This is a genomic window from Acinetobacter sp. NyZ410 (genome assembly GCF_022828975.1).
Lineage (GTDB): Bacteria > Pseudomonadota > Gammaproteobacteria > Pseudomonadales > Moraxellaceae > Acinetobacter > Acinetobacter guillouiae.
Window position 1 is genome coordinate 231,559 of the sequence record NZ_CP094620.1, and the last position, 26,602, is coordinate 258,160.

The following is a 26,602-nucleotide window of genomic DNA, read 5'->3' on the forward strand; positions in this document are numbered from 1 at the left end:
TAACCAATAGCTAAAACAGCAACATCAACAAAAAAGCCAATGACTGTAAGTACCAGCGAGATCTATACACCAATGATTAAAATCAGCCGTGCAAAAGTCCTCTTTGCCGAAGTAAGTTAGAAATACAATTCAGCTTAGATTGATAAGATAAAATAGGAATAAAATGAAATTTTGAAAATAAAGAAATAGTCATGGTTGACTCCTTGGAATTATAAGAAGCTCTACCAAATTACTGCTAAATAATGGAGGCAGAACGAAAGGGGGTTAGCAGACCGGGATCCAAGGAACCAGCACGCACAAGGCGTCCCCCTCCCGTTCTACCGCAAAGGGGGGAACACGAGGGTTCCACGACATACAAAAATCACTTTATATATCGTGCTGGATCTACGGTCTGCTAAAACCGACTGGCAATGTCGGCCAGTAGAGAAAGGATAATAGTGCAGGCACTTTTAGTCAATTGCTTGTGTTGAAGAGGGTTTTGTTTGGATAGGTTTAAAATAAAAGGGTTGAAGTCAGTTTTAAAGGTGATCACTTCATTTTGGTCTTAGTAGGGTGAAGATACATCAATGGAGTGAGGGCCGTCAGTTGAAAAGTCACGAATAGAGGGAGTAATAGCTCTGTTATTTTTGGTAGAATTGGAAAATTACCAAATATAATGATGAAACTAAACTTGAATTATTACGATATCAATGCAGTAGAATTTTTTGAATCTACTTTTCAAATAGATATGGAGAGTTTATATCAATCCTTTTTAAGATATTTACCAGACAATGCATTGATACTTGATTTGGGCTGTGGTTCAGGTAGAGATACTTTGGCTTTTAAGAATAAAGGCTATCAAGTTGTAGCAACAGATTATTCAAAAAAGTTAGTAGATAAAGCCAGCAAATTAGTTGGAATAGATGTACGATTTGAAAGTTTCTATGAGTTGTCTGAATTGAATCTGTATGATGGCATTTGGGCATCTGCTTCATTACTGCATTGCGAAAGAAAACGATTACCTGAAGTAATAGGTAAAATTTTGGCAGCGTTAAAGATGAATGGTATTTGCTATATGTCATTTAAATATGGTGAAAAAGATCGCTATAAAGATGGCAGGGATTTTACAGATTTAAATGAATTACAAATACGAAACTTATTAAGGGAATTTGATAATATTTTACTGTTACAACAATGGATTACCATTGATATACGTCCTGATCATAATGAAGATTGGCTTAATATCGTATTTCAAAAAATTGAATAAATAATGTCAATATTTATACCTACACCACAGCAACAGCTCAAGTTTTTGAAACAGATTCAACAAATACTACATTCAGGAAGCTTTTCTTCAACGTATAAACTCGCTTTATTGATGAGTCTTTGTCGTTTGGCGATTGAACAAGGAAAAGACACGGCAGAAAGTTTAACTTTAGATTATTTAGATATTTCTGAGAAATTTATAGATTTATATTGGAAACAAACGCTTCCATTCCATTTTAATGAAAATGAACCGTTCCTATTACAACAGAATAATGGCAAGCAAGCAGGAATTATTAGCTTAATTCACACTGCACAGCAAAGTTATAAATCTCTAGCCTTAGCTAGACGAGATCATTTGTACTGGCTGCAATTGAAAAAGAAAGTAGCTGATACTGTAAAGAGGATGCCTGTAACTTATTTGCAAAATTTTAAAGGCCAAAATGTTGAGTTTTTATATCGTTTAGAAGATTCTCGAAAACAGCTCATACTTCTACCAAATGTGATGTATTGCTTGCGTCAATTTAGTGAAATTATTGAAGAGTTATGTCAAAAGAAATGGGTTGATTTTGTAAGGTTAAATAAAGGGAATTTATTGGTCTTAGATGGTTTGCCTGATCTAGCAACATTCATGTTTGAACCAAGTCGAAATCAACTCCGCCAAGTAGGAGAATTCTTAGTTGACCTACAAATGTGTAAGTGTTTCTACTGCCAAAAGCCAATTAAACAAAATAAGTGGGCTGTAGATCATTTTATACCTTGGGCAATGTACCCAGCAGATACAGGTCATAATTTTGTACTTGCAGATGAAAAGTGCAATTTAGCTAAAAGTGATTTCTTAGCATCAGAAGAATTTTTGTTTCAATGGCAAGAGAGAAACCAAAACTTTGATAGTCTCATTGCGGACGAGTTATCAAAGCTTGGATTTCTGACGGATATTGAAAGATCGCATAGTGTTGCGAGTTGGGCATACAGACAGGCAAAGGAGAATGGGTATTTGTTATGGCGTTTAGGATAGAGGTTCCATATAATTGATAATAATATTGATTTATAAATGTTAAGCAATAAATATATAATTAAAGCTAAGGATATTTAAATTATAGAAATTAAAAATATCATTATCAGAAATGGTTCAATAATTTATGTATGAATTAGCAACAAGATTTTTAAATAATTTTAGTCAGTGGCATGAAGTGACTCTGACAACCATTAAAGCTATTATTGCGATAGGTATAATGTGCTTAGTCGCCTATCTTCTAAGCATTGGTTATATCCCATCGGATATTAGCTTTGGTGATACACTTGTTTTTTTACTGATCTTTGTAGCATGTTCTATTGTCTATACTGGATTAAGCATGGTGTTATTTTTCTTTGGTATATCTTTAACACCACTGGTATATCTAATTTTCACTACAGTTGATAAATATTTACCACCTCATATAAGAATTGGAAAGAAACTTCCCTTTCCAAAGATCAGCATTTTAACATTAGGAGCATCTATATACCTTCTATATAGCCTTCGAAGTTTATTGTTATTGCATTGGATAATTAGTCTTTATGTAGCTGTTACATCTGCTTTTATTGCATTGTTTTATTATGCTTTTTACATTAATCGACAGAAGATCAAAGAATTCAGCAATAAATTTGAAAACCTAAAAGATATAATTGACGATCCTGATGCTAGTGATAATCTTAAAAAATTTGCAAAAACCAAATTAAAGAGATTAGAAACACATATTAAAGATAGTATACAAATAGCGCTTTTTCTTATTATGACCCCACTTGTACCTATGTTTTTTATCGGAGATATTGGTAAAGTGTTCTTAGAGTACACGATGCAAAAAACTGGTGTAAGTATAGAGAAAGCGACCCTATATATTAAAGCACCTTATGCCAATTTGATTGATTTACCTAAAACGACAACTAAAGAGCTTAGTCAAAATCAAATATTTATTTTTAAAGATGTAAAAGTGCTATTTCAAGGTATTGGTAAAAATACCCTAATCTCATATAAAGTTAAAAATATTGAGAAACAGATCGTAATTCCGAATGAATATATTACTGTAGAAAGGATTCAGAAAGAGGATAAATGAATTTAATAATTTTTAAACACAAAAAAGCCTAAACCACTACAGTTTAGGCGTTTAAGCTTCCAATGGATGAGGTTGGAATAAATATGGCGGTGAAAGAGGGATTCGAACCCTCGATACGCTATAAACGTATACACACTTTCCAGGCGTGCTCCTTAAGCCACTCGGACACTTCACCAAGGCGTGGGATAATAACCAAAAAAAAGATTTCTGCCAAGCAACAATTGATTTAGAGCAAAAAAAATTTCACAGTGATATGATTGCGCAAAAATAGTGTCTAAATTTTTGAAGACGAATCTATGCAAAGTACTGCAAAAAAAGCCGCGTTACCTGCGATCACACTCGCAGCATTAGGGGTGGTATTTGGAGACATCGGAACCAGTCCCTTGTACGCCCTACGCCAATGTTTTCTGACTGCACACATTGCCATCACCGAAGCGACCGTGCTTGGGATCTTGTCACTGATTTTCTGGTGCATGATGCTCACCATCAGCTTTAAATACGTCACCATTATCATGCGAGCAGATAACAATGGTGAGGGTGGTATCATGTCCTTGCTGGCGCTGAACTTACGATCAAATCGTATCGCAGATAATCGCAAAATCTATTTAATTGCCTTGGGATTTATTGGCGCATCGCTGTTTTTTGGTGATGGCATTATTACCCCAGCAATTTCAGTACTTTCAGCGATTGAAGGGCTGAGTATTGCCACACCCATGTTTAATAAATGGCTGATGCCTTTAGCAATCGGCATTCTTACCGCACTGTTTCTGGTACAAAGACATGGTACGGGAACCATGGGTAAGTTTTTTGGTCCAATCACCTTAACTTGGTTTGCCTCTATTGGTTTAATCGGTATTCATAGTATTAGCCAAACCCCCTATGTATTAAGCATGCTCAGTCCACATTGGGCGCTGAACTTTATTTTTCACCAACCCTTTGTGGCCTTTTTAACCATGGGCGCGGTGATTTTAACGGTTACGGGTGGTGAAGCACTCTATGCAGATATGGGGCATTTTGGACGGCTGCCGATCCGTTTAGGCTGGTTTATCATTGTTTTGCCTTGTCTGTTATTAAATTATGCAGGGCAAGGTGCATTATTACTACGTAATCCAAGTGCGATTGAAAACCCATTTTATTTGCTTGTACCCGAGTGGGGCTTATACCCCATGATTGCCCTAGCCACTGCGGCAGCGGTGATTGCCTCACAAGCGGTGATTACAGGTGTGTTTTCAATGGCAAACCAAGCCATTCAGCTACGCTATCTGCCAAGATTAACCGTGCATCACACTTCTGATGTAGAACAAGGTCAGATTTATTTGCCCTTTATCAACTGGATACTCTACGTCTCGATTCTTTTGTTGATTGTGATTTTCCAAAACAGTGCCAATCTTGCCAATGCTTATGGTGTAGCGGTTACCATGACCATGCTATGCGATACGATTTTGATTTCAATACTGGCATATGGCTTTTGGCGTTGGCCAAAGTGGAAAGTGGCATTGTTTGCTATCCCATTTTTAGTGATTGATAGTATTTTTATTGGGTCAACCTCATTAAAAATTATTTCAGGTGGATGGGTTCCGATCCTCATCGGTGCAATCGTATTTACCATTCTGATGACGTGGAAAACCGGGCGAGAAATTGTCTTTAACCGTTTGGAAAAAGATGCCTTGCCGTTGGATCTCTTTATTAAAAGTGTCAGTTTGAGTGATGAAACTCAGTTTGTACCCGGTCAAGCGGTATTCTTAACCGGTAATCCAAATATTGTACCTCATGCGATGTTGCACAATATCAAGCACAATAAAGTTCTGCATGAACGCAATATTATGGTGACGGTGATTACCCGTGATGTTCCTTATGTGCCAGACCAAGAAAGAATTCGTGTTGAAGTGTTAGATAAGCGTTTCCAACGTGTTTTTGTTTACTATGGCTTTAAGGATCAACCTGATATTCCAAATGCACTAGAATTGGCTTATAAGCAACTTGAAGTTGAATTTGACATGATGCATATCAGTTTCTTCATCTCACGTGATCGTTTGATTCATACCGTGGGTGATGGAATGGCACCATGGCGTGAAAAACTGTTTATTTCAATGCAACGCAATACCAGTCCGGTGAGTGATTTCTATCAAATCCCGCCAAACCGTGTGGTGGAAATGGGTAGCCAAATCGAAATCTAAATTCATATCAATCAAAAGCCAGAAGTCATTCTGGCTTTTTTTTTTGCCCATGGGTTTTATGGGCTGATGTATTACATTGATTCACTTTATTTTTTAGCAACGACTTCTTCTCTAACCCAGCAAGTAAGACGTTTATCATTTGTGTTATTGAGTCTGCAAAAGTAGATAGGCTGATACTGCACTGGGACAGTATCAAACCCTTTAGAATGCTGAGTTTGAATCGTTTTATTATTCAATTCTCCCTAGCGAATCGGGATACATCAGTATAAAACGCTTCTATACGACAAACTGTGTCGCAAGGCTGTCGAAGTACACTGCGCAACATGACATAATCATGATCACAAGTGCGATAAAGCATCTGTAAGATATTTGATTTTCTAGCATTTTTTGTGAAATAAACAATAAATTGTTACATGGAATGTTGTTTAGTTAAGCACAAATCGTAGAAGCTTTACTCGGTTGAAGATCGGCACAATATCTTTCAGTTTATTGACTTGTTAAGCTATTTAAATTCAAAAACTTAATTTGTATGGGTTTTGAGTGGATTGTTTATTTAACCTTGTTTAGGAAGCCTTTGTTGAAAAATTCAGTAGTTAAAATGGTGTTGGGTGTTGTTGCTACTGGAAGTTTTGCGATTGCGTTTGGCCAAGAGAAAATTTTTCAGTTACTGCCGTTTACCCAAAGTAGTACCAATAACGCTGCGTGTTTAAATCAGTTCTATCGAGAGCAACCACCTGTTTTAATCAAAGAAAGTTTAAAGAAAAACAGTTATCCCTTATGTTTTAACGGGTTTAATGTAATGTATTCGGGTGTTTCTAAAACACCGTTATGGACAGCAGAATATTTATCTCCACAGCGCTTAAGTCAAAAGATTAAACGTGAAGATAATTTCCACGAAGAGCCACGTGTAAACGCTACACATCGTGCATTATTATCGGATTATCGTGGTTCAGGATATGATCGTGGTCATATGTCACCCAATGCCGATATGCCCAACAAAGAATCACAGTTCGACAGCTTTTCTTTGGCCAATATGGTGCCGCAAGCTGCTAAAAATAACCAACAAGTTTGGCGTGAGTTAGAAGAAGCAACTCGTGCAATTGTCACCAAGCAAAAGAAAGATGTTTATGTGGTTACTGGTCCAGTGTTTTCTGGGAAAAAACTAAAAACCATTGGAAAGGGTGTGATTGTTCCAACCGCAATCTATAAAGCGATTTACTTGCCTAAACATGGGATCATTGGTGCGTACTATGCGCCAAATAATGATTCACTTCAGGTTAAAGTGGTCAGCGTATGCTATCTAGAAGAACAGTTGGGGATGAATTTATTTCCACAACTGACTGAAGAACAAAAGCGCAATACCTATAAATTGCCTTTGAACGCAAAGCAGGTCAAGGTCAATAAAGAAATTGAGTACTCACATTGGGATGCGGAAAGCCAATGTGCAGAAGAGGTCAGTCAGGATAAAATCAGCGCACTGCAAAAGCAGTTCCAACCAAAAAGTGGTTCAACAACTACATCGGATGTGCAATTGCCAAAAGTAGACCCAGAAACCAAAGATGCCTTGGTGAAACAATTGGTTGAAGCGTTGTTGCAATATATTTTACAAATTTTGAAATAATTCAGCGCTGATGGTGCAGTATCTTTTGAGAATCTATTTATACTGTGAATAAGATCGAAAAAAATTGAGAAAATTAAAAATGTTTAAACCGTTTGAGAATGGCACCGAATCATATTCAATTCATGATTTAACTTTAGAAAATCAAACTGACTGTGTCAGTATTTATGGCAATTTACAGATCACCAAAGATCAAGCTGGCTTAAAAGCGGCTAAGCTTTTACAAAGCTATCTCAATGAAGTTGTGGCAAGTTTAGAGAAGCAAAGTGATCTACCAGAACAGCTCGCGCGTCAAAGCGAAGGCGAAATAGAGAACCCATTTCTTTAAAGACTATCCTTATTTTTAAATGATTTTCTAATCAACTGCTTTCTAAAAGTATGGGTTTATAAGTGTAAAAAACCTGCTGTGGCAGGTTTTTTTACATTGAAAATTTATTTAGGATTGAGGCTCGTTACCCACAACTTTATAAATCAGTGCTCCAATGATTGCACCGACAATTGGCGCCACCCAGAATAACCATAATTGACTCAATGCTGCTGTTTCGGCGAATAAAGCCACAGCGGTACTTCGTGCTGGATTAACTGAGGTATTGGTGACGGGGATACTAATTAAGTGAATCAAAGTAAGTGCTAAACCGATGGCAATCGGGGCAAAGCCAGCAGGTGCACGTTTATCTGTTGAACCGAGAATAACAATTAAGAAAAAGGCGGTTAATACGATTTCAATTAACAATGCTGAGACTAAAGAATATTTGCCTGGGGATAAATCACCAAAGCCATTGCTGGCGAATCCGCCAGTTCCTGTGAATCCCGCCTGACCTTGTACGATTAAATACAAAACAAATGCGGCCAAAATACCACCGATGACCTGAGCAATAATATAAGGCGCTAAGTCTTTGGCATTAAAACGGCCACCTACCCATAAACCCACACTGACCGCAGGGTTAAAATGCCCGCCTGAGATATGCCCTAAAGCAAAAGCGCCTGTGAGTACGGTTAAACCGAATGCCAGTGCAACACCAGCAAAACCGATGCCCAGTTCTGGAAAAGCAGCGGCAAATATTGCGCTACCACATCCTCCAAATACCAGCCAAAAGGTTCCGATAAATTCTGCGAGATATTTATTCATATTGATTCCTAAATTATTTTTTTGAACGGAATGGGGTTATATGACTATTTTTAGATAGTTGATAACCGTGGGGTGGGTACAACTTTTATTTTCTGTATAAAGATAATAGTCTAAAAATATGAAAATAAAATCACAAATAAAAAATATTCATATCAATATCGGCTAATGTTCTGATTTTATTTTAAAAAATTATATTTTACAGCTATTTAATGCTAAACAAATGAGTGGTGAGAATGGTGAAACATGCTGTTTTTATCTATAAATTTAATACACAATTACTTAAACTCTCGATGCTGAAGACGCCATTGTTGCGGTGTTAAGCCTGTCCATTGTTTAAACGCACGTTGGAAAGCGCTTTGTTCTGAGTAACTGAGAAGCAGGGCAATTTCATGCAGACCTAAATGTGGATCTTGTAGATATTGAAAAGCCAATAATTGGCGGACATCCTGAACACGTTGTTGATAGGTGGTGTTCTGACTTTGTAGATGACGTTGTAACTGGCGTATCGACATATTCAGCTGTTTGGCAATCGCTTCGATTTGATAATTGTTTTTTTGTAATCCCAATAAAATACTTTGTTGTAAGCGTTCATCTAACTGGGTGGCATTGGGTAAGCTTTCAAGTAAGGCCTGCGCTTGTTGCATCAGTAGTTTTTGTAGGGTTTGATCACTGCGTTTAAAGGAAATCGCAAGTGCGCTGATGGGGAAGATCAGCTCGACTTTTTCTTGTTGAAAGAGCACAGGACACTTAAAGAATGCTTGATACAGCATGCTGTTTTTAGGTTGAGGATGAATAAAATTAACCTGATACAGGCTTATATCATCGGATATAAATTGTCTTAAAAACTGAATCACCACAGCCATCGCAATTTCATCAGTAATTTGAGTGGTTAAATGGGTGGGTAGATTTTCCCAGCGTACCGAGATGTGCTGTTCATCATAATATTCAACCTTGAGCGGGCTTCCATCATAAATCAATCGATGAAAATCATGGTAGCGGGTGAGTGCCTCTCTAAGCGTGTCACAAGATTGTGCAATATAGGCAATGATACCAATATGTTTGGGTTGTACATATTTAGAGATGTCTAGACCCAAAGCTGGGCTTTGTACTTGTGATTGAATGTCATCCAAAATTTCACGCCAAACGGTATAGTCAAAGCGTTCAACATTTTGAATCTGTTGTAATTTGGATGAGATCTTTAGACCTTTAGCTTCACTAAAAGTATAGAGTAATTGTCCAAGCCCGCCATATATCGAGCCCGCATAGTCCTTTAATTGCATCATTTACACATCTTGTTATTGTGTGATCTACGTCAGCTGTAGTTTAAACATTATACTATTTTAATTTGTCGTAATTTGTCAATGAAAATACTTTTTGATGTCAATACCTATTTCCCAGCATGTTCTATATTCACCATAAGCAAGAGGGATTGATTATGTTAAAAGGTTTTTTAGTCGGATTGGTCGTCGCAAATGGCTTTGAATGGGTCGCGCATAACTATATTTTACATGGTCAACATCGCCCAGGAAAACCACGCTTTAGTCCAGTGCCACGCAGTATGAAATCGCATTGGGAACATCATCGTGAAGTGCGTAAACAAGATTTTCATGATGATGGCTATGTAGAAGGGATTTCAAATTGGCGAACCAAAAATGAAATCGTTTCCTTGGCAGTGGTTGCAGGTGCGGCAAGTTTGATTTTCTACCCGATTTCGAAAGGGATGGTTGCGGCATCGCTTTATAGTGCATGTAATTATTATTATATCCATCGCCGTGCACATTTAGAGCCGGATTGGGCGATGAAGAAAATTCCTTGGCATTATGATCACCATATGAACTCGAACCAAGATGCCAACTGGTGTGTCACTAAGCCTTGGTTTGACTACCTGATGGGAACACGGGTGATTTCTTCTGCTGATCTGCAAGAGCAGAATCCTTTAGGTGTGAAACTGCCTCAGCCAATCGCAAACTGGTTATCATCCAGCATAGAAAAATATTTTCCAGCCAAATGGGTAGAGAAAAAACCGCTATTGGTTGAGGACAATACGCAAAAGATCAATGATTCTGTGGCTTAATTTGGTTTTTTTGAACGTTGTTGCTTGTTCTGATCTGTTTAAAACTGCTGTTAAATGAAATGGTTGCGTCGTGTAAAATCTATAATTTGTCGTGATTGGTCAGCGTTTTCGGTATCTTTGGTCAATATTAAGCCATGCGATCAATGTATATTGATTGCACAGCATGTACCCACTGCCGTGTTTTAAGTTTTATAGGAGTCTCCAAGACTCCTTTTTTTTATGCGTGGGGAAAAGTAAATATATAAGATTAAATTTATAAGCTCATGTGATCGCGATTATTTTGTACGATGAAGCAATAAAAAATCCCCTGACGGGGATTTTTTAGATGGACATAAGATGCACATCATTTTTGGATTTTTGCCTTAGGAGGCTTCGGTCATTACTCCGGCTTTAAGCCTTCCGCCATTTCCAATGATTGATCATTATCCAAAAATTTTTCACGCTGTTCTTCTAAAAACTTTTTTGCATCTGGTTCAAACACGTTTAAACGTTTTTCATTGATTAACGTGGTTTGGTGTTTTAACCATTCTTGCCAAGCTTGTTTAGACACTGTGTCAAATAACACTTGACCCTTTGGACCTGGAAAGGGTGCAAAGTCTAAACCTTCTAACTCTTTTTGATATTTACGGCAAAATACTTGTCGAGTCATATCAAAACTCCTTATGCATAAAGTTTTTCTAAACGGATATAAGCGCGTTCAATTGCAGCAGCAACCTGTGCAGGCGCAGTACCACCAATATGATTACGCGCATTGACAGATGCTTCAAGGGTTAATGCTTTTTCAAACACATCTGCTTGAATTAAATCTGAGAATTGTTGTAATTGCTCAAGGCTTAATTCAGAAAGATCTTTCGATTCTTGCACACCTAAAGCCACGGCTTTACCTACGATTTCATGTGCATCACGGAAAGCAACGCCATTTTTTACAAGGTAATCAGCCAAGTCTGTTGCGGTAGAGAAACCACGTAAAGCCGCTTCACGCATGATTTCAATATTTGGTACAAGTGCAGGAATCATATCTGCAAAAGCCATCAATGAACCACGCACTGTATCAATCGCATCAAACAAAGGCTCTTTGTCTTCTTGGTTGTCTTTGTTATAGGCCAAAGGTTGACCCTTCATGAGGGTGAGCAAGCTCATTAAGTCGCCATAGACACGGCCAGTTTTACCACGAATAAGCTCAGGAACATCTGGGTTTTTCTTTTGTGGCATGATCGATGAGCCAGTACAGAAACGGTCAGGGATATTCACAAACTTAAATTGTGCAGAAGTCCAAAGAATCATTTCTTCTGACATACGTGATAAATGCATCATGATTAAAGATGCAGCAGCATTGAATTCAATTGCAAAGTCACGATCAGATACCGCATCTAAAGAATTTTCAGCAACGGCTTCAAAGTTTAACAATTCCGCAGTATACGCACGATCAATAGGATAGGTTGTTCCAGCAAGCGCAGCTGAACCTAAAGGCATACGGTTGACACGTTTACGGCAGTCGATTAAACGCTCAGAGTCACGCACCAACATTTCAAACCACGCCATCAAATGATGACCGAAAGTCACAGGTTGCGCAGTCTGTAAATGGGTAAAGCCTGGCATGATGGTGTCAGTATTGTTCGCTGCTAAGCCCAAGATGCCTTTTTGTAATTTTTCCAGTAAAGTCAAAATCGCATCAATTTCGTCACGTACATATAAACGGATGTCTGTGGCAACTTGGTCATTACGGCTACGACCGGTATGCAATTTTTTACCTGCAATCCCGATACGCTGAGTTAAACGAGATTCGATATTCATGTGCACATCTTCTAAATCAATGCGCCATTCAAATTGACCTGCTTCAATTTCAGCTTTAATTGTGTTTAAACCATTGATAATGTCATCACGTTCTTGTTCTGTAAGGACACCAACTTTTGCTAACATAGTCGCATGTGCGATCGAGCCAGCAATATCTTGTTTATAAAAGCGTTGGTCAAATTGAACTGATGCAGTAAATTCAGCAACAAAGGCATCAGTAGCTTCAGAGAAACGACCGCCCCACATGCCTGAAGTTTGGGCTTGTGACGGATTAGAGGAATTAGAAGATGTGGTCATATCGGCTCAGTAGGAAAAAAAGCAGTAGAACTAAACGCAGTATAACAAATTCAGCCTCACTTGCCGAAGTAAAGCGCAATCATTCATCAATAAAATCTGGGCGCGGTTTTTATCAGTCTTATTTTTTTAGCAAAATGGGGCACCGCAAGTATTTATTCGAATTATTTATCTCTAGCAATGTATTGGCTTTTTTATTGGCACTGGCCGAAGCACAATCATGGGGCAATTTAAATCTTTGGCATGTTTTAGAATATATTTTATATATTAATTGGATATTATTGGCCTTTGCAGCTTTTCAGGATGTATTTGAAAAAAGGCTCTCGCAATATACCTATTTATCTATTTCAATATTCAGTTTTATCCTTTTACAGGCGATTGTGTTGTGTACAACACTGGTTTTAAATATTATTCATTATTGGGGAACGCATTTTTCTTTACAAAATATTTCCATGCAAGACATTTCGCATAATCTTATTTTGCATGTCAGTTATGGGGTATTACTCGGCGCATTTTGTTTACGCTACTTGTATATCCGTGAACAAGCAGTATTGCAGCAAAACAGTGAATTGAATGCGCGTATTCAGGCTATGCAAGCACGTATTCATCCACATTTTTTATTTAATAGTTTAAATAGCGTGGTGAGTTTAATTGCGATTGATCCCGATAAAGCTGAACAAATGCTGATAGATTTATCCAAATTGTTTAGAGCCAGTTTTCAAGAATTAAAGCTCGTGACCTTAAAAGAAGAAATACAGTTATCTCAACAATATATTGCAATAGAGCAAATTCGTTTGGGAGATCGTTTAAATGTGGAATGGAATATTCAACAACCGCTGTTATTAGATCAGGTCAAAATTCCCTTATTAACCTTACAACCTTTAATTGAAAACAGTATTTTTCATGGGGTTGAGCAAAAGATTATCGATGCCAAGATCGGCATACTGGTTGAAATATTGCAAAATCAAGTCAACATAGTCATTACCAACCCATTTTTACAAGATAGAATAAAAGTACGAGAAGGGCATGGAATTGCTTTAGAAAATGTAAAACAGCGTCTAAAAGCACATTTTGGCGATTCTGTTTATTTTCGGAATTATGCAGGGAATGGATTATTTACAATGGTAATCCAATATCAGTATAAAAATAGATGATTGGGAAATTCATTAAAATAAAGACGATATATTTGGGTAAGGAGGAGCAATGGACATCCTGATTTGTGATGATGAACCGCTTGCAGTGGAACGCTTATCACGATTGGTGTCGCAACTTGGGCATCAGGTTATTGCAACAGCGCAACATGGTCAACAGGCATTGGAAATGGTTCAGCAGTTCGAGCCAGATGTGGTGTTGCTTGATATTCAAATGCCAGAAATGGATGGTTTAAGCTGTGCGCAGCATTTAGCACATTTTAATCCGACGCCAGCAATCGTATTTTGTACGGCATTTGATGAACATGCTTTGCAAGCCATTCAATCTCAAGCAAAAGGATATTTATTAAAACCAATTGCCAAGGATGATTTAGAAACGGTTTTGGAGAGTGTCACTAAACTGACTCAAGCTCAATTAACTCACCTAGAAAAAAAAGAACTCATGGAAGAAAAAGTGCAAAGACAGCAAATTGCTGCAAAAACCTATCGAGGTTTGGAGCTAATTCCTGTTGAAAATATTTACTATTTTTTAGCAGATCAAAAATATGTCACTGTACGCCATAAAAATGGCAGTGTGCTTATTGATGAAACGCTCAAAGATTTAGAAACAGAGTTCGCAGATCGATTTATTCGTATTCATCGTAATGCTTTAATTTCTCTAGATTATTTAGATGGGTTGGAAATGGTGTCCTCTGGGCAGTATCAGGTACGATGCCGCGAATTAGACGAGCGTTTGGCAGTCAGTCGTCGTCACTTACCGTTACTGCGCGAACGGATGCAGAATTTATAGTTTGATGGGAAGCTTAAATCATTTTGATAATTTACTTGCATTTTTACGATTGCAGAGTAAGTTTAGAGTGTTTAAAAGTTTGGCAAAGCTGAAATGATGAAAACCTTGAAAATAGCAACTCGCCAGAGCCCGCTCGCAATGTGGCAGGCTGAGCATATTCGTGATCGTTTAGAGCAATTACACGCGCATGTAAAAGTAGAATTGGTTACCTTTGTAACCCAAGGTGACAAAATTTTAGATACACCTTTGGCCAAAATTGGTGGTAAAGGCTTATTTGTCAAAGAATTAGAAGCTGCTTTAATGGATGGTCGTGCAGATCTAGCCGTTCATTCCATGAAAGATGTGCCGATGCAATTACCAGAAGGTTTGGAGCTTGCAGTAATTTGTGAGCGCGAAGACCCTTTTGATGCTTTTGTTTCTAACCATTACGCAAAGTTTGATGATTTACCACAAGGCGCAACACTTGGCACATCGAGCTTGCGCCGTAAATGTCAGATTTTAAAACAGCGCCCTGATTTAAATGTGATTGATTTACGTGGCAATGTTGGAACACGCTTATCCAAGCTGGATGCAGGTCAATATGATGCCATCATCCTTGCCAGTGCAGGCTTAAAACGCTTAGAACTCTCAGACCGTATTCGTCATACACTACCAGCAGAAATTAGCTTACCCGCGGTAGGCCAAGGTGCACTGGGTTTAGAGTGCCGCTCAGCTGATCAAGAGATTTTGGATTTAATCATGCCGTTAATGCATGTTGAAACCAATGCCTGTGTTCGTGCTGAACGTGCTTTTAATGCTTATCTAGAAGGTGGCTGCCAAGTGCCTATCGCAGGTTTTGCCACATTGAAGGATCAAACATTGTCTTTGGAAGGACGTGTAGGGAGTGCGGACGGCCAAACGCTATTATGTAGCCAAGTCAGTGGTACGCCAGATCAAGCAGAGCAGTTAGGTGTGCAACTTGCACAAAACCTACTTAAACAAGGTGCTGGAGAAATACTCAAAGCACTTTATCAAGCTTAGTTTTTAGGCTTCAATGCTATTTATTAATACGCGTCCCATTGATCGGGCTCAGCCATTAACCCAATGTCTGCGCCAGTCAGGTTTTGACGTGGTTGATCTACCATTATTGGCATTAACACCACGTCCATATAACAACACATTACAACAACTTTATTTACAGCTGTTATCGACTCAAATTATTGTTGTGGTCAGTCCTACAGCTGTGCAGATTGGTATGCAATATCTTCAGCAATCGGGTCTATCACTTGCACAGATCCAACATATTCAGTGGATTGCTGTAGGTAAAAAAACTGCGCAACGACTTTTAGATTATGGGGTGGAAAGCCATGTTCCTGCGGTGGAAACATCCGAAGGTATGCTAAGCTTAGCGCTGTTTAATCAGGTAAAAGAGCTCAAGAGAATTGCGTTTTGGCGTGGTGAAGGTGGGCGTCAATTTATGATGCAACAATGCCAAGCGCGTCATATTGATGTTTTAAACTTTGTTTTATATGACCGCGCATTTCCTCAACAAACTCAGGCAAAATTTTTAGATTTTGTGAGCAAAATTGAGCAATTTGAAAAGCCTTATTGGTGTTGTATCAGTAGTGAAGCCAGTTGGCACAATTGGCTGGCTTTGACCCGAGATCATCAAGAGATCGTGAGTGCTTGTCATTATTTAGTTTTGGGTGAGCGTTTGTATCAATTATTAAGACATGGTAAAAATGCAGCTCAGACCTGTTTGAATAGCACTCAAATTTCAAATTTGGCGCCAGAAACCATTCTACAAACCATAGTGCAGTTGCAAAGGAAGTTATGAAGAAGTTTATTTATGTCTTATTGTTGATCGCTTTAGGATGGCTCATTAAGTTGAGTTATAACTTCTATCATGTTTCACAACAGCTCAATGATATTCAACAAACACTGCATAAAAGTGAACAAAAGAATGCCAGTTTGAATGATCAATTGGTGGCAGTAAAACGACAAACAGATGAACCGACTCAAGAGGTGGCAAAGAAAACCGCTTCGATTCAAACGCCTATTGCTGGTATTCATCCTAGTGTAGTGGTTAAACAGCAACTAGAGTTGGTGCAATTTGCTATGCAACAACAACAGTTTGTGTATGCACTTGAGCATCTTACTCAGTTAAATCAATCTTTAGATCAGTATGCGTTGGCAGATGCAGTAAAACAAAGCCTACATCAAACCATTGCGCAAGATATACAGAGTATTCAACACTTTGTGATTGAACGAAATGCCCAGCGAGATCAACTAGAGGCTTTACTTAAACAAGTTAATCAAGCACTCATCACTGAATTGAAAAATAATCAACTGAAACCAGATCAAGATCAGTCGCAATACTTTTGGGAAAAATGGTTTCAAGTCGATATTGTTGAAACAAACACGCCAGCATTGGCAAGCCGTAAATTTATTTTAAAAGAAGTCCAATTAAGATTATTACTGGCGCAACAATTATTAGTCAAAGGGCAAACTGCTGAATATCAAGAGATGCTGAATCAAATGATTCAACAATTAGATATATTACCCGATGCTGCTAGTCAGAAGATTAAGCAAAAAATATTAAAAATGAAGCAAACATCGCAGCCACCGATTCCTAAGCTGAATAGCTTGGCTGTTTTGGGGTAGATCGATGAAACATATTTTTCTGATCTATGCCTTTATTAGCCTGATTATTCTGGCTGTACTGAGTGTACTGAGTTATACCGCAGGCTCGGGTTATGTCTATGTGCTCTGGCACAATATTCAAATTCAAACCAATTTATGGTTCTTAACCTTTGCTGGCGTTGGCATCAGTTTTTTGATGCATGTGGCATGGTATTTCCTCAATCGTTATATTCGCCGAGAAAAAAGAAAACTAGAACAAGTAGTGAGTTTTAGCACGTTGCACCCATTTGAACAGTTCGGTGTATTGTGGTTATTAGATGGTGAAGATGAACAAGAGCAGGTGATTCAAACGATTTTTGATCAATCTGGTTTATTAAAGCCGATTGTGCAATCCCGATTATTACTCAAACAACTGCATTATTCAGAAGCATTAAAGGCTTTAGAACACAGCTCTCCATCCGCTTTTGAATTGGCGGAAATCTTACGTATCGAAATTTATTTGGCCCAACAAGACAGTCAGCAAGCCCTCACCCATTTAGAGTTTTTAAATGGACATGAGCTTTCGCCGTGGCTGAATCAACTTTCAGAAAGTTATAAATTGTCCGTGCAAAAATTATGGGGACAATTCGCCCTACAATATCCGTGGCAATATTTACACTCAACTCAATTCGGACAATTAGAAACTGCGACTAAACAGCAATGGTTAATACAGCTTTTGGGTTGTTATGACCAAGCAAGTTTTGAAGATACTGAACTATTACAGCAAAAATTTTTAGAGATAGAGCCGCAACTCGATCAAATGCCTTATGAGACAAAAGTGCTTTGGCTAAAAATTATTACTCGCTTGCCTGAACTTGCTCAGCAACAACAGCAGCTGGTGATTCAAATACTTAATGAAAAATTTGACCAAGATGTGTTCCACTTATGGTTCCAGCAACAGTTGCTTAGACAGAATCCAGATTATGAGTATTTAGAGCAACAGATTATAAATCTTGAATCTAAATATATGAACATTCCTGTTTTTTGCTTTGCTAAATGGCATATATATATTGCAACACAGCGGGAATATGAAGCAGATCAACTTCTGTCATTATATCCAAATGATATTCTAATGAATTATTTAAGGATCAAGTCCACTTTAAATGGAAATGATGAATTAATTCAACAATTGAATTCAATTTTTGAAAAAGATAGCAATTATATTCAATTTAAAATTTGAGAACCCAGCATGAATCCATTGACACAATTCCCGATCGTTTATGAGCAAAAGGTTGCATGGGGCGATATGGACGCTTTTGGTCATGTAAATAATGTGATGTATTATCGTTATATTGAGAGTGCACGTATTGAATATTTTGATCGTTTAAATGTATTTGACCAAGATGTTTTAACTGTGGTTGCCTCCAGTCAATGCAAATATTTAAAACCTGTATTTTATCCTGATGTGCTACATATTGGTGCGCGGGTAGAAGAAATGAGAAATAGTGCTATACGCATGCATTATGTATTATTCAGTCAGCAACAACAGCAGATTGTGGCGGACGGAGAAGCAGTTATTGTTTTTGTCGATAAAGTAGCGATGAAAAAAGCATTAATTCCTCAACAGTTGCGAAAAATTATAATTGATTTAGAAGCTACAGTGCATAATGATTTGAAAAATACATAAAAATGTCTCAGTTATCATCATTATATTTAAAACATAAGACAGCATATTCTTTTGCATTCACTTTATTTTGATGTTAAAAATAAGCGCTTTGAGGTAATTATAATAATCTTTTTGTTGTTTTATGTGTTTATTGGGGAATATATGTATTGCTTATTGGAATAAATGAAAATACTATTGCTATGAAGTTATTTTAAATAAGTATTAAGAAATTTACGTGGAGAGTTAATGATGCCTGATATTAGTAATTTATCGGTTGAAGAGTTAAGAAAGTTAACAGCTGAAGCAGAAGCTTTAATTGAAAGTAAAAAAGACCAAGCAGTTGAAGATGCCTATAATAAAATTATTGAAATTGCGCAATCTGCTGGTTTAACTTTAGAACAGTTTATTGAATACGGCGCGCAAAAGCGTAAAAAGACAACGCGTAAAGCTGTTGAGCCGCGTTACCGCAATAAAAAAGATACTTCTGAAACTTGGACTGGACGCGGTAAACAACCACGTTGGTTGGTTGCAGAAATCGAAAAAGGTGCAAAATTAGAAGATTTCTTGATCTAATCTTCATCTAAGTGTCATTCAAAGACCTTAAAATCAAAGAACCAAGCAAATCTGCTTGGTTTTTTTATACGAGTGAATTGGCGTTATGCAAAAATTATGCATAATGTATAAACAAGAGGGCATCATCTTGCATGGAAGAATAAATGAATGATGGTAAAGATGAATGAATAAAAAATCAAAACAGATCACGTGGTGGATTACTGGAGTTGTCGCTTTTTTAATTTTTGTACTTTTGCAAGTCCCTGCAACATGGCTGATTTCTAAATTTTATAAGAACAATCAAACCTTACAAAATGTCAGTGGAAATATTTGGCAAGGGCAAGCAGATTGGCGCAAGGGTAATTTACGTGGTTCCGTTTCGTGGAGAACACGCCCGTGGGATCTGATTTTATTACGTGTGGGCGCAAATGTTGAAGTGCATAGTGGGCAAACTCAGCTCAATGGGGTTGTCGGCTATGGTCTTGGTAAAAAAATAATTATTAATCAGATGCAAGGTCAGATTGCACCAGAAACTTTAAAGAATATTGCAAATTGGCAGTGGCCAGCGAATGCAATTCAAATTTCAGATATGACCCTACGTTTTAAAAAAGACACTGGATTTAGTGATGTCGATGGTCAATTGCATTGGGGTGGTGGTGAGCTTCGTTATACTTTTGGACAGCGTCAAGATCAAATGAATATCCCGTCTTTAAATGCACAACTTAAAGATGAAGCGGGTAAACTGATTTTGGATATACAAGATCAACGTAGCCAGAAGATGGCCAATATCAGCATAGATCCAACCATGATGTTAGATGTGCAATTAACCCAACGCATGTTACTCAATGTGCCTTCCTATGATGGAAAGGCTGGTTTAGATACTTTTGTGATTAGTTCTAGACAACCACTCATTCAAGGTGGTTTCTAATGAATATAAAAGAACGCTTTGAAAATATTTCTTGGAAAAAAACAGAGCACCTTGCACCTGTTGTTTTATTTCTTTTAATTTTAGCATTGTGCTGGAAACTGGCTTCGATTTTTTGGTGGGTGGTTGCACCGCCACAAGTCATGCAACCAGAGCAAGTGAGTCTAGGTTCACAACAAATCCAAGTGCCCAATATTTCAAGCTTTTCATTGTTTGAGGAAGTGGGTTCTAGTGCGACTGCAGATGACAGTATTCCGATGGTCTTGCAAGGTGTAGTCGTGAGTTATCCTGCGCGTTTCTCTTCAGCGGTGATTAAAGTCAAAGAAACAGCAGATCGTTATGCGGTGGGTGATCCAATTGAGGGTACCAGTTATCAGTTATCCGAAGTATATTGGGATCATATTGTTTTAAGTCAAAATGGAAATAACAGTAAAGAGTTACGTTTTACCGGGCTGGATAGTTTGTATCAGCCTATGCCAGGGCAATCTACAGATCAAAATACCAGCCCGCCAGCAAGTAATCCTGTGCCATCGCCACAACAAAATTCAAGCCAAAATGCTTTAGGGCAGGCGATTGAGAAGATGAATGAAAATCGGGACGAATACCTAAAGAACATGGGGGTTAACGCAAGTGGCGGTCAAGGCTATGAAGTGACAGATCAGACCCCCGCAGCGCTCCGAAATAAACTGGGATTAAGATCTGGAGATCGTATTCTTTCACTCAATGGACAATCAGTAGGTCAAGGACAGAGTGATGTTCAGCTGCTAGAACAAGCAAAGCGTGATGGCAAAGTAAAAATTGAAATTAAGCGTGGTGATCAGGTGATGACCATTCAGCAAAGTTTGTAAGTGGCTAGGACTACAAATAAAATTAGGATAGATAATAAGTTATGGCTTTTTTGAATCACAATCGACCACTTTGGGCTTTAGTTGCAGCGGCACCAATGATGGTTGCGGTCAGTACAGCAGCACATGCACAGACGTGGAAAATTAACTTACGCGATGCTGATCTCACGGCTTTTATCAACGAAGTTGCAGATATTACGGGCAAAAATTTTGCGGTCGATCCCCGTGTACGTGGCAATGTCACGGTTATTTCAAATAAACCTCTAAATAAAAATGAAGTTTATGACCTATTTTTAGGGGTGCTGAATGTCAATGGTGTGGTGGCTATTCCATCGGGGAATACCATTCGCTTGGTACCAGACAGTAATGTAAAAAACTCGGGTGTACCTTATGACCCACGCAATAATGCACGTGGTGATCAGGTTGTAACACGGGTGATCTGGTTGGAAAATACCAACCCCAATGATTTGATCCCAGCATTACGTCCTTTAATGCCACAATTTGCACATTTGGCGGCAATACAAGGCACCAATGCGTTAATTGTGTCTGATCGTGCAGCGAATATTTATCAACTTGAAACCATTATTCGCAACTTAGATGGTACTGGGCAAAATGATATTGAAGCTGTTCCTTTACAACAGAGTCAAGCTGAAGAGATCATTAAGCAATTGGATGCCATGAGTTCGACAGGCGCATCGAAAGACTTTGCTGGGGCAAGGGTTCGTATTATTGCTGATGCACGGACCAACCGTATTTTGATTAAAGGGGATACAGGTACGCGTAAACGTATCCGCAATATGATTGAAATGTTGGATGTACCTTCTGCGGATCGTTTAGGTGGTCTTAAAGTCTTTAAATTAAAATATGCCAGTGCAAAGAATTTATCTGAAATTTTACAAGGTTTGGTTACTGGTCAGGCAGTCAATTCTAGTTCAAATAATTCTTCTAATAGTAGTTCTAACAACAGCAATAGCAACAGTTTTAACAATAATAACAATTCATCATCGAATACCGGCTCAAGCACTGGAAGCAGTATTTCAACACCAGCAATTAATTTAAACAGCAACTCAAATAACAATAATCAAAATAATATCACCAGTTTTAATGCCAATGGTGTGAGCATTATTGCAGATGGTGCTCAAAATGCGTTGGTGGTTAAAGCTGAACCACAACTGATGCGCGAAATAGAAGCGGCGATCCAACAGCTCGATGTCCGTCGTCAACAAGTATTGATTGAAGCGACGATTATTGAGGTTGAGGGTAATGATACTGATCAACTCGGTGTGCAATGGGCAATGGGTGATCTAAGTAGTGGTGTGGGTGTTGTCAATTTTTCAAATGTGGGTACAAGTTTATCTAAATTGGCAGCAGGCTATCTGTCAGGTGGGGCGGCTGGTTTAGGTAGCGCTGTTGGTGCAGGTACATCTCTGATTTTAGGGGATTATAGAGAAGGTGCTGATGGTTCTCGTAAATTATATGGTGCAGTGATTCAGGCTTTAAAAGCCAACACCAAGTCAAATTTATTATCTACGCCATCGATTGTCACAATGGATAATGAAGAAGCGTATATTGTGGTTGGGCAAAACGTTCCATTTGTTACAGGCTCAGTCAGTACCGGGACAGGGGGTACTGTCAATCCATATACCTCAATTGAACGTAAGGATGTGGGGGTGACCTTAAAGGTAATTCCGCATATTGGTGAGGGTGGTTCGATTCGTTTAGAGGTAGAACAAGAAGTCTCTGCGGTTGCTGAAAATAAAGGACAGGCAACAGATTTGGTCACCAGTAAACGCTCGATCAAGACCTCTGTGCTTGCAGATCATGGGCAAACCGTGGTGTTAGGTGGATTGATTTCAGATGATACAGCTCATACGCGTCAGTCTGTACCCTTCTTGGGTGATATCCCGGGCTTAGGCCGTTTATTTAGAGCGGAAGGCAAATCGAATGCTAAACGTAACTTATTGGTGTTTATCCATCCAACGATAATTGGTGATAACGCTGATATACGCCGTGTATCTCAACAACGTTATGATCAGCTGTATAGTCTGCAATTGGCGATGGATAAAGATGGTAACTTTGCCAAACTCCCAGCCAATGTGGATGATGTTTTTCAGCAACGACTACCGATCAGCTCAACACCAAGTTCGCAGCCTAAGCTGGTACAACCGCAACCGACAGCACAACCATCAAGTCAGTATCAAAAAGTGCCTACAGGTGCCAAGACAAGTGCAGTACAAGGCAATGCAGTGACTACACCCGTTGCAGAGGAGCCAAATGATATCCGTAAGCAGTAGCATTGTGGGCTTCGCGTAACAAGTGCTTCTAATCGCATGCTTTATTTGATATTTAAAATAGCTTGTTAAAGTATTGTGGTGTGTTCTGTTGTGGCGTGGACAACATAAAGCTTGGTTTTGCGCTGATTTAGCACTGTAGAAATGTCATGCTAAGATAGACTTGAATTAGAATGGGAAGATAATCATGACTTGGAAATTACAAGCAATTACAGGTGAGTTAGAAGGGCAGGAAGTCACGATTGACCGTGATATGCTGGTTGGACGCCATCAAGATGCAGACCTGTTATTACAAGCTGCGGAAATTTCACGTCGCCATGCTGCATTCTTATTAAAAGAAGATGCGCTTTGGGTTCAAGATCTAAAGTCATCCAATGGTACTTTTGTGAATGATATCCGTATCGATCAAGATAAATTGTTGATGGATGGTGATATTGTTCAATTTGCCAGTGTTAAATTTAATGTACTTGCACCAGTAAAACCTGTTGTTTTGCAAACTGAACAGGCAGCGCCTGAGGTCGAAGTTCAACCGGTTGTAGTTCCAGTAGAAACGCCAGTTCAACAACCTGCTGAGGCTGTGGCGACTGCTGAAATTAAACCAGCTGCCCCAGTAGAACGTACAGTGGCAGATCAGATGAATGAACAGGGCATGCCTGAGCTTTCAGAACGAGATAGCAGTGTGCAAATCAACCGTGAAGGTATGCCGTCTGGTGTAGCAATCCCTAAACCTGCGCCAATTCCAGAAGGTGTGGATATTCATGCGGCTACACAGCCAAAAGTAGAGCAGGTCAAAGCACCTGAGATTGTTGCAGAAGAACATGTCGAAACCCAGAAAAATGCAAAGTTAGGTTTGGCAACTCTGGTGATTTTGATCATTTTGGCAATTATTGCATGGCTATTGTTTAAATAATTTGCGAATGCGCTACACTCAAGGCATGCAATCGCATGCCTTTGTTTTTTGTATTTTGGTTTTTAAAATTAAAACTCGATTTAGGTGTAAATCATGAATGTGGCAAAGCTAGACCAACGCGAACTGATTTTATTTGATTTGGATGGGACCTTGGTTGATTCAGCATTTGATTTATATCGTGCCATGAACTTAAGTCTAGCGCGTTTGAACTTACCCCAAGTCACTGAACAACAGGTTCGGGTTTGGATTGGTAAAGGCACCTCATTATTTTGTGAAAGTACATTGAAGTATTTAAAGGGTGAAGTGGATCTAGTACTGCATCAACAGCTTTTGGATACATTCTTGGAAATTTACAATGCAGAGCCTTGTGTTGATACCAAACCATTCTCTGGAATTTTAGAATTTTTAGAGTGGGGAATTGAAAACAATAAGAAATTGATTTGTGTGACCAATAAACCAGAACAGCCGGCACGAAAAATTCTAGAAGAATTGCAAATGGATCACTATTTTGTCGATGTAATAGGTGGTGATCGTTTTGAAGTGCGTAAACCACATCCAAAACCATTGTTGTATTGTGTTGAAACTTATCAGTCATCAACGGACAAAACCTTGATGATTGGCGATTCAAGTAATGATGTCGAGGCTGCACGCCGTGCAGAGGTTGATTGTATTGTGGTCAGCTATGGTTATAATCACGGTGAAGATATTCAACTCTGTCAGCCACAACAAGTGGTGGATGATTTAACAGAGCTTTTGGCTTAACACCTGTATATTTAAATTGTTGCGGAAAAAGGGAAGAGGAATGAATAGCAAACGCACTTTTCGATGGCGTCACTAAGTGAAATGCAGAGACATCCATACTTAGTATTATCGAAAATAGAGAGAATTCCTGATGACAACCTTAGCGCAATTTGAACAACTAAAATCAGCGGGTTATAACCTTATCCCTGTATATCGCCAACGCTTAGCCGATACAGATACGCCATTGTCTGTATTTGCACGGTTAAAACAGCATCAACAAGCTTATCTTTTTGAATCTGTCGAAGGTGGCGAAAACTGGGCAAGATATTCAATTATTGGACTGGGTGAATCAATCGTATTTTCCTGTAATGCAGGACAGCTCACGATCAAATCGGTAGATGGCTCGATAGATACCCAGCCATGTGCAGATCCCTTTCAATATATCCGTGATTTTCAAGCGCAGTTTAAAGTACCCACCCAACAAGATTTACCCGCACTGCCTAATTTTACTGGCGGCTTGGTGGGCTACTTTGGTTATGACGCAGTACGTTATATTGAGCCAAGGTTAAAGAATGTGCCTGAGGCGGATCCCGTTGGACTGCCAGACTTATGGATGATGTTGTCTAAAACCGTCATTGTATTTGATAACTTAAAAGATACTTTGTTTTTAATCGTACATGCAGATGTTAATGATACAGAGGCTTATGCCAAGGCTCAGCAACAGCTGGATGAGATTGAGACATTATTGGCTATGCCAATCAGCTTGGTTGCTAAAAAACATACCGCTCCGCATTTTGAGTCACTGACTGGGCATGACAAATTCCTTGAGTCAATTGAGAAAGTTAAAGAATACATCCGTGCTGGTGATGTGATGCAAGTTGTTCCTGGGCATCGTATGGTGTCGGATTTTGATGGTGAGCCTTTACAGGTTTATCGCGCATTACGACATCTCAATCCATCACCGTATTTATTTTTGGTACAAGGGCAGACCCTTTTAGATCAAAAGCCGTTCCATATCGTAGGTTCTTCACCGGAAATTCTTTCTCGACTCGAAAATGGGATCGCGACTGTACGTCCGCTTGCAGGTACACGTCCACGAGGAAAAACCAAAGAAGAAGATTTGGCGCTTGAAAAAGATTTGCTTTCTGATGAAAAAGAGATTGCGGAACATTTAATGCTGATTGATTTAGGTCGTAATGATGTGGGGCGTGTCTCGAAAATCGGTAAAGTGCAAGTGACTGATCAAATGGTGATCGAGCGTTATTCACATGTCATGCATATTGTTTCCAATGTACAAGGTGAAGTGTTGGATGATGTCGATGCTTTGGATGTTTTTAAGGCAACTTTTCCAGCAGGCACGCTTTCAGGTGCCCCAAAGATTCGTGCAATGGAAATTATTGACGAAGTTGAGCCGGTAAAACGTGGAATTTTTGGTGGTGCTGTGGGTTATTTGGGCTGGCATGGCGAAATGGACATGTCGATTGCGATCAGAACCTGTGTTATTCGTGAAAATAAGGTCTATGTACAGGCTGGTGCAGGGTTGGTTGTCGACTCAAATCCTGAATCAGAGTGGAATGAAACCCAAATAAAAGCTCGCGCAGTGATCAAAGCGGTTGAATTATCGTCAAACGGATTGATTTTATGAGTTTTTGAGGTTTTTTTTGCAAAAAACACTTGCAAGGATTCTGAGTTTTGCTAAACTGCACACC

At 38.8% G+C, this 26,602-nt stretch carries 25 protein-coding genes and 1 tRNA gene; 21 read left to right on the top strand and 5 right to left on the bottom strand.

What is annotated here, in order from left to right; all coding sequences use genetic code 11:
* The first annotated feature begins 658 nt into the window (after positions 1-658).
* From MTO68_RS01060 to MTO68_RS01070, 3 genes are all read left to right on the top strand, one after another.
* Positions 659-1,246, top strand: coding sequence for a class I SAM-dependent methyltransferase (locus tag MTO68_RS01060; RefSeq protein WP_035371084.1), 588 nt, complete (start codon positions 659-661; stop codon positions 1,244-1,246).
* Positions 1,247-1,249: 3 nt separating this feature from the next.
* Complete coding sequence (locus MTO68_RS01065; protein WP_004818447.1) at positions 1,250-2,260, top strand: HNH endonuclease signature motif containing protein; 1,011 nt, start codon at positions 1,250-1,252, stop codon at positions 2,258-2,260.
* Positions 2,261-2,384: 124 nt separating this feature from the next.
* Entirely contained in the window at positions 2,385-3,335 is a 951-nt protein-coding gene (locus MTO68_RS01070; RefSeq protein ID WP_244014680.1) for a hypothetical protein, read from the top strand.
* A gap of 84 nt (positions 3,336-3,419) precedes the next feature.
* Here the strand turns inward: MTO68_RS01070 and MTO68_RS01075 are convergent.
* Positions 3,420-3,510, bottom strand: a tRNA-Ser gene (locus MTO68_RS01075).
* Positions 3,511-3,631: 121 nt separating this feature from the next.
* Between MTO68_RS01075 and MTO68_RS01080 the strand changes: the two genes are divergently transcribed.
* The 3 genes from MTO68_RS01080 to MTO68_RS01090 all read left to right on the top strand — a co-directional run bounded on the left by MTO68_RS01080 (position 3,632) and on the right by MTO68_RS01090 (position 7,458).
* Positions 3,632-5,512 (top strand): potassium transporter Kup, encoded by a 1,881-nt coding sequence (locus MTO68_RS01080; protein ID WP_004718533.1) that lies wholly within the window; start codon positions 3,632-3,634, stop codon positions 5,510-5,512.
* 598 nt (positions 5,513-6,110) lie between these two features.
* A complete protein-coding gene (locus MTO68_RS01085; RefSeq protein ID WP_244015943.1) occupies positions 6,111-7,133 on the top strand; it encodes a DNA/RNA non-specific endonuclease in 1,023 nt (340 codons plus the stop codon).
* Positions 7,134-7,212: 79 nt separating this feature from the next.
* Entirely contained in the window at positions 7,213-7,458 is a 246-nt protein-coding gene (locus MTO68_RS01090; RefSeq protein WP_244014682.1) for a hypothetical protein, read from the top strand.
* A gap of 108 nt (positions 7,459-7,566) precedes the next feature.
* On the opposite strand, the gene aqpZ is transcribed toward MTO68_RS01090, so the two are convergent.
* Together aqpZ and MTO68_RS01100 are read right to left on the bottom strand one after the other, a co-directional pair.
* On the bottom strand, positions 7,567-8,259 hold the full coding sequence (aqpZ, locus tag MTO68_RS01095) for an aquaporin Z (protein WP_004718527.1): 693 nt from the start codon (positions 8,257-8,259) through the stop codon (positions 7,567-7,569).
* Positions 8,260-8,534: 275 nt separating this feature from the next.
* Positions 8,535-9,542, bottom strand: a complete 1,008-nt coding sequence (locus MTO68_RS01100) for an AraC family transcriptional regulator (RefSeq protein ID WP_244014683.1) — start codon at positions 9,540-9,542, stop codon at positions 8,535-8,537.
* 152 nt (positions 9,543-9,694) lie between these two features.
* Here MTO68_RS01100 and MTO68_RS01105 point away from each other — a divergent pair, with 152 nt between their 5' ends.
* A complete protein-coding gene (locus MTO68_RS01105; protein ID WP_244014684.1) occupies positions 9,695-10,333 on the top strand; it encodes a sterol desaturase family protein in 639 nt (212 codons plus the stop codon).
* A 379-nt stretch (positions 10,334-10,712) separates the two neighbouring features.
* Here MTO68_RS01105 and MTO68_RS01110 read toward each other — a convergent pair whose 3' ends face one another.
* On the bottom strand, positions 10,713-10,982 hold the full coding sequence (locus MTO68_RS01110; protein ID WP_004818487.1) for an oxidative damage protection protein: 270 nt from the start codon (positions 10,980-10,982) through the stop codon (positions 10,713-10,715).
* Between the two features lie 11 nt (positions 10,983-10,993).
* The gene (gene argH, locus MTO68_RS01115) at positions 10,994-12,424 is read right to left on the bottom strand and encodes an argininosuccinate lyase (RefSeq protein WP_004718519.1); all 1,431 of its coding nucleotides are present in this window, start codon (positions 12,422-12,424) and stop codon (positions 10,994-10,996) included.
* A gap of 134 nt (positions 12,425-12,558) precedes the next feature.
* Here argH and MTO68_RS01120 point away from each other — a divergent pair, with 134 nt between their 5' ends.
* The 14 genes from MTO68_RS01120 (at position 12,559) to trpE (ending at position 26,538) form a co-directional block, all read left to right on the top strand.
* Positions 12,559-13,575, top strand: coding sequence for a histidine kinase (locus tag MTO68_RS01120; protein ID WP_004718518.1), 1,017 nt, complete (start codon positions 12,559-12,561; stop codon positions 13,573-13,575).
* Between the two features lie 49 nt (positions 13,576-13,624).
* On the top strand, positions 13,625-14,362 hold the full coding sequence (locus tag MTO68_RS01125) for a LytTR family DNA-binding domain-containing protein (protein WP_004818489.1): 738 nt from the start codon (positions 13,625-13,627) through the stop codon (positions 14,360-14,362).
* Between the two features lie 96 nt (positions 14,363-14,458).
* Positions 14,459-15,382, top strand: coding sequence for a hydroxymethylbilane synthase (gene hemC, locus MTO68_RS01130; protein ID WP_244015944.1), 924 nt, complete (start codon positions 14,459-14,461; stop codon positions 15,380-15,382).
* A 13-nt stretch (positions 15,383-15,395) separates the two neighbouring features.
* Positions 15,396-16,178 (top strand): uroporphyrinogen-III synthase, encoded by a 783-nt coding sequence (locus tag MTO68_RS01135; protein WP_244014685.1) that lies wholly within the window; start codon positions 15,396-15,398, stop codon positions 16,176-16,178.
* Complete coding sequence (locus MTO68_RS01140; RefSeq protein ID WP_244014686.1) at positions 16,175-17,005, top strand: hypothetical protein; 831 nt, start codon at positions 16,175-16,177, stop codon at positions 17,003-17,005. The genes MTO68_RS01135 and MTO68_RS01140 overlap by 4 nt, the downstream gene beginning before the upstream one ends.
* Before the next feature lie 4 nt (positions 17,006-17,009).
* Complete coding sequence (locus tag MTO68_RS01145; protein WP_244014687.1) at positions 17,010-18,203, top strand: tetratricopeptide repeat protein; 1,194 nt, start codon at positions 17,010-17,012, stop codon at positions 18,201-18,203.
* A gap of 9 nt (positions 18,204-18,212) precedes the next feature.
* Positions 18,213-18,650 (top strand): acyl-CoA thioesterase, encoded by a 438-nt coding sequence (locus MTO68_RS01150; protein ID WP_034617650.1) that lies wholly within the window; start codon positions 18,213-18,215, stop codon positions 18,648-18,650.
* A 225-nt stretch (positions 18,651-18,875) separates the two neighbouring features.
* Positions 18,876-19,202 (top strand): H-NS histone family protein, encoded by a 327-nt coding sequence (locus MTO68_RS01155; protein WP_004718506.1) that lies wholly within the window; start codon positions 18,876-18,878, stop codon positions 19,200-19,202.
* A gap of 163 nt (positions 19,203-19,365) precedes the next feature.
* On the top strand, positions 19,366-20,109 hold the full coding sequence (gene gspN, locus MTO68_RS01160; protein ID WP_004818496.1) for a type II secretion system protein N: 744 nt from the start codon (positions 19,366-19,368) through the stop codon (positions 20,107-20,109).
* Complete coding sequence (locus MTO68_RS01165; RefSeq protein WP_004818497.1) at positions 20,109-20,954, top strand: type II secretion system protein N; 846 nt, start codon at positions 20,109-20,111, stop codon at positions 20,952-20,954. Before gspN ends, MTO68_RS01165 begins: the two co-directional genes overlap by 1 nt.
* 41 nt (positions 20,955-20,995) lie before the next feature.
* Positions 20,996-23,245 (top strand): type II secretion system secretin GspD, encoded by a 2,250-nt coding sequence (gspD, locus tag MTO68_RS01170; RefSeq protein WP_244014688.1) that lies wholly within the window; start codon positions 20,996-20,998, stop codon positions 23,243-23,245.
* 184 nt (positions 23,246-23,429) lie between these two features.
* Positions 23,430-24,152 carry an FHA domain-containing protein gene (locus tag MTO68_RS01175; RefSeq protein WP_004818502.1) on the top strand — a complete coding sequence of 241 codons (723 nt, stop codon included), beginning with the start codon at positions 23,430-23,432 and terminating at the stop codon, positions 24,150-24,152.
* A 93-nt stretch (positions 24,153-24,245) separates the two neighbouring features.
* Entirely contained in the window at positions 24,246-24,914 is a 669-nt protein-coding gene (locus MTO68_RS01180; protein ID WP_244014689.1) for an HAD-IA family hydrolase, read from the top strand.
* Positions 24,915-25,044: 130 nt separating this feature from the next.
* A complete protein-coding gene (trpE, locus tag MTO68_RS01185; protein WP_244014690.1) occupies positions 25,045-26,538 on the top strand; it encodes an anthranilate synthase component I in 1,494 nt (497 codons plus the stop codon).
* The last annotated feature ends 64 nt before the right edge of the window (positions 26,539-26,602 follow it).

Excerpts from the sequence above, each read along its gene's own strand:
- gspN (WP_004818496.1), top strand. The coding sequence starts at position 19,366 with ATGAATAAAAAATCAAAACAGATCACGTGGTGGATTACTGGAGTTGTC.
- MTO68_RS01110 (WP_004818487.1), bottom strand. The coding sequence starts at position 10,982 with ATGACTCGACAAGTATTTTGCCGTAAATATCAAAAAGAGTTAGAAGGT.
- MTO68_RS01135 (WP_244014685.1), top strand. The coding sequence starts at position 15,396 with ATGCTATTTATTAATACGCGTCCCATTGATCGGGCTCAGCCATTAACC.
- MTO68_RS01100 (WP_244014683.1), bottom strand. The coding sequence starts at position 9,542 with ATGATGCAATTAAAGGACTATGCGGGCTCGATATATGGCGGGCTTGGA.
- trpE (WP_244014690.1), top strand. The coding sequence starts at position 25,045 with ATGACAACCTTAGCGCAATTTGAACAACTAAAATCAGCGGGTTATAAC.
- hemC (WP_244015944.1), top strand. The coding sequence starts at position 14,459 with ATGAAAACCTTGAAAATAGCAACTCGCCAGAGCCCGCTCGCAATGTGG.
- MTO68_RS01060 (WP_035371084.1), top strand. The coding sequence starts at position 659 with ATGAAACTAAACTTGAATTATTACGATATCAATGCAGTAGAATTTTTT.
- MTO68_RS01105 (WP_244014684.1), top strand. The coding sequence starts at position 9,695 with ATGTTAAAAGGTTTTTTAGTCGGATTGGTCGTCGCAAATGGCTTTGAA.
- MTO68_RS01090 (WP_244014682.1), top strand. The coding sequence starts at position 7,213 with ATGTTTAAACCGTTTGAGAATGGCACCGAATCATATTCAATTCATGAT.
- MTO68_RS01150 (WP_034617650.1), top strand. The coding sequence starts at position 18,213 with ATGAATCCATTGACACAATTCCCGATCGTTTATGAGCAAAAGGTTGCA.
- MTO68_RS01070 (WP_244014680.1), top strand. The coding sequence starts at position 2,385 with ATGTATGAATTAGCAACAAGATTTTTAAATAATTTTAGTCAGTGGCAT.
- MTO68_RS01120 (WP_004718518.1), top strand. The coding sequence starts at position 12,559 with ATGGGGCACCGCAAGTATTTATTCGAATTATTTATCTCTAGCAATGTA.
- argH (WP_004718519.1), bottom strand. The coding sequence starts at position 12,424 with ATGACCACATCTTCTAATTCCTCTAATCCGTCACAAGCCCAAACTTCA.
- MTO68_RS01155 (WP_004718506.1), top strand. The coding sequence starts at position 18,876 with ATGATGCCTGATATTAGTAATTTATCGGTTGAAGAGTTAAGAAAGTTA.
- MTO68_RS01180 (WP_244014689.1), top strand. The coding sequence starts at position 24,246 with ATGAATGTGGCAAAGCTAGACCAACGCGAACTGATTTTATTTGATTTG.
- MTO68_RS01145 (WP_244014687.1), top strand. The coding sequence starts at position 17,010 with ATGAAACATATTTTTCTGATCTATGCCTTTATTAGCCTGATTATTCTG.
- MTO68_RS01085 (WP_244015943.1), top strand. The coding sequence starts at position 6,111 with ATGGTGTTGGGTGTTGTTGCTACTGGAAGTTTTGCGATTGCGTTTGGC.
- MTO68_RS01165 (WP_004818497.1), top strand. The coding sequence starts at position 20,109 with ATGAATATAAAAGAACGCTTTGAAAATATTTCTTGGAAAAAAACAGAG.
- MTO68_RS01175 (WP_004818502.1), top strand. The coding sequence starts at position 23,430 with ATGACTTGGAAATTACAAGCAATTACAGGTGAGTTAGAAGGGCAGGAA.
- MTO68_RS01080 (WP_004718533.1), top strand. The coding sequence starts at position 3,632 with ATGCAAAGTACTGCAAAAAAAGCCGCGTTACCTGCGATCACACTCGCA.
- aqpZ (WP_004718527.1), bottom strand. The coding sequence starts at position 8,259 with ATGAATAAATATCTCGCAGAATTTATCGGAACCTTTTGGCTGGTATTT.
- MTO68_RS01125 (WP_004818489.1), top strand. The coding sequence starts at position 13,625 with ATGGACATCCTGATTTGTGATGATGAACCGCTTGCAGTGGAACGCTTA.
- MTO68_RS01065 (WP_004818447.1), top strand. The coding sequence starts at position 1,250 with ATGTCAATATTTATACCTACACCACAGCAACAGCTCAAGTTTTTGAAA.
- MTO68_RS01140 (WP_244014686.1), top strand. The coding sequence starts at position 16,175 with ATGAAGAAGTTTATTTATGTCTTATTGTTGATCGCTTTAGGATGGCTC.
- gspD (WP_244014688.1), top strand. The coding sequence starts at position 20,996 with ATGGCTTTTTTGAATCACAATCGACCACTTTGGGCTTTAGTTGCAGCG.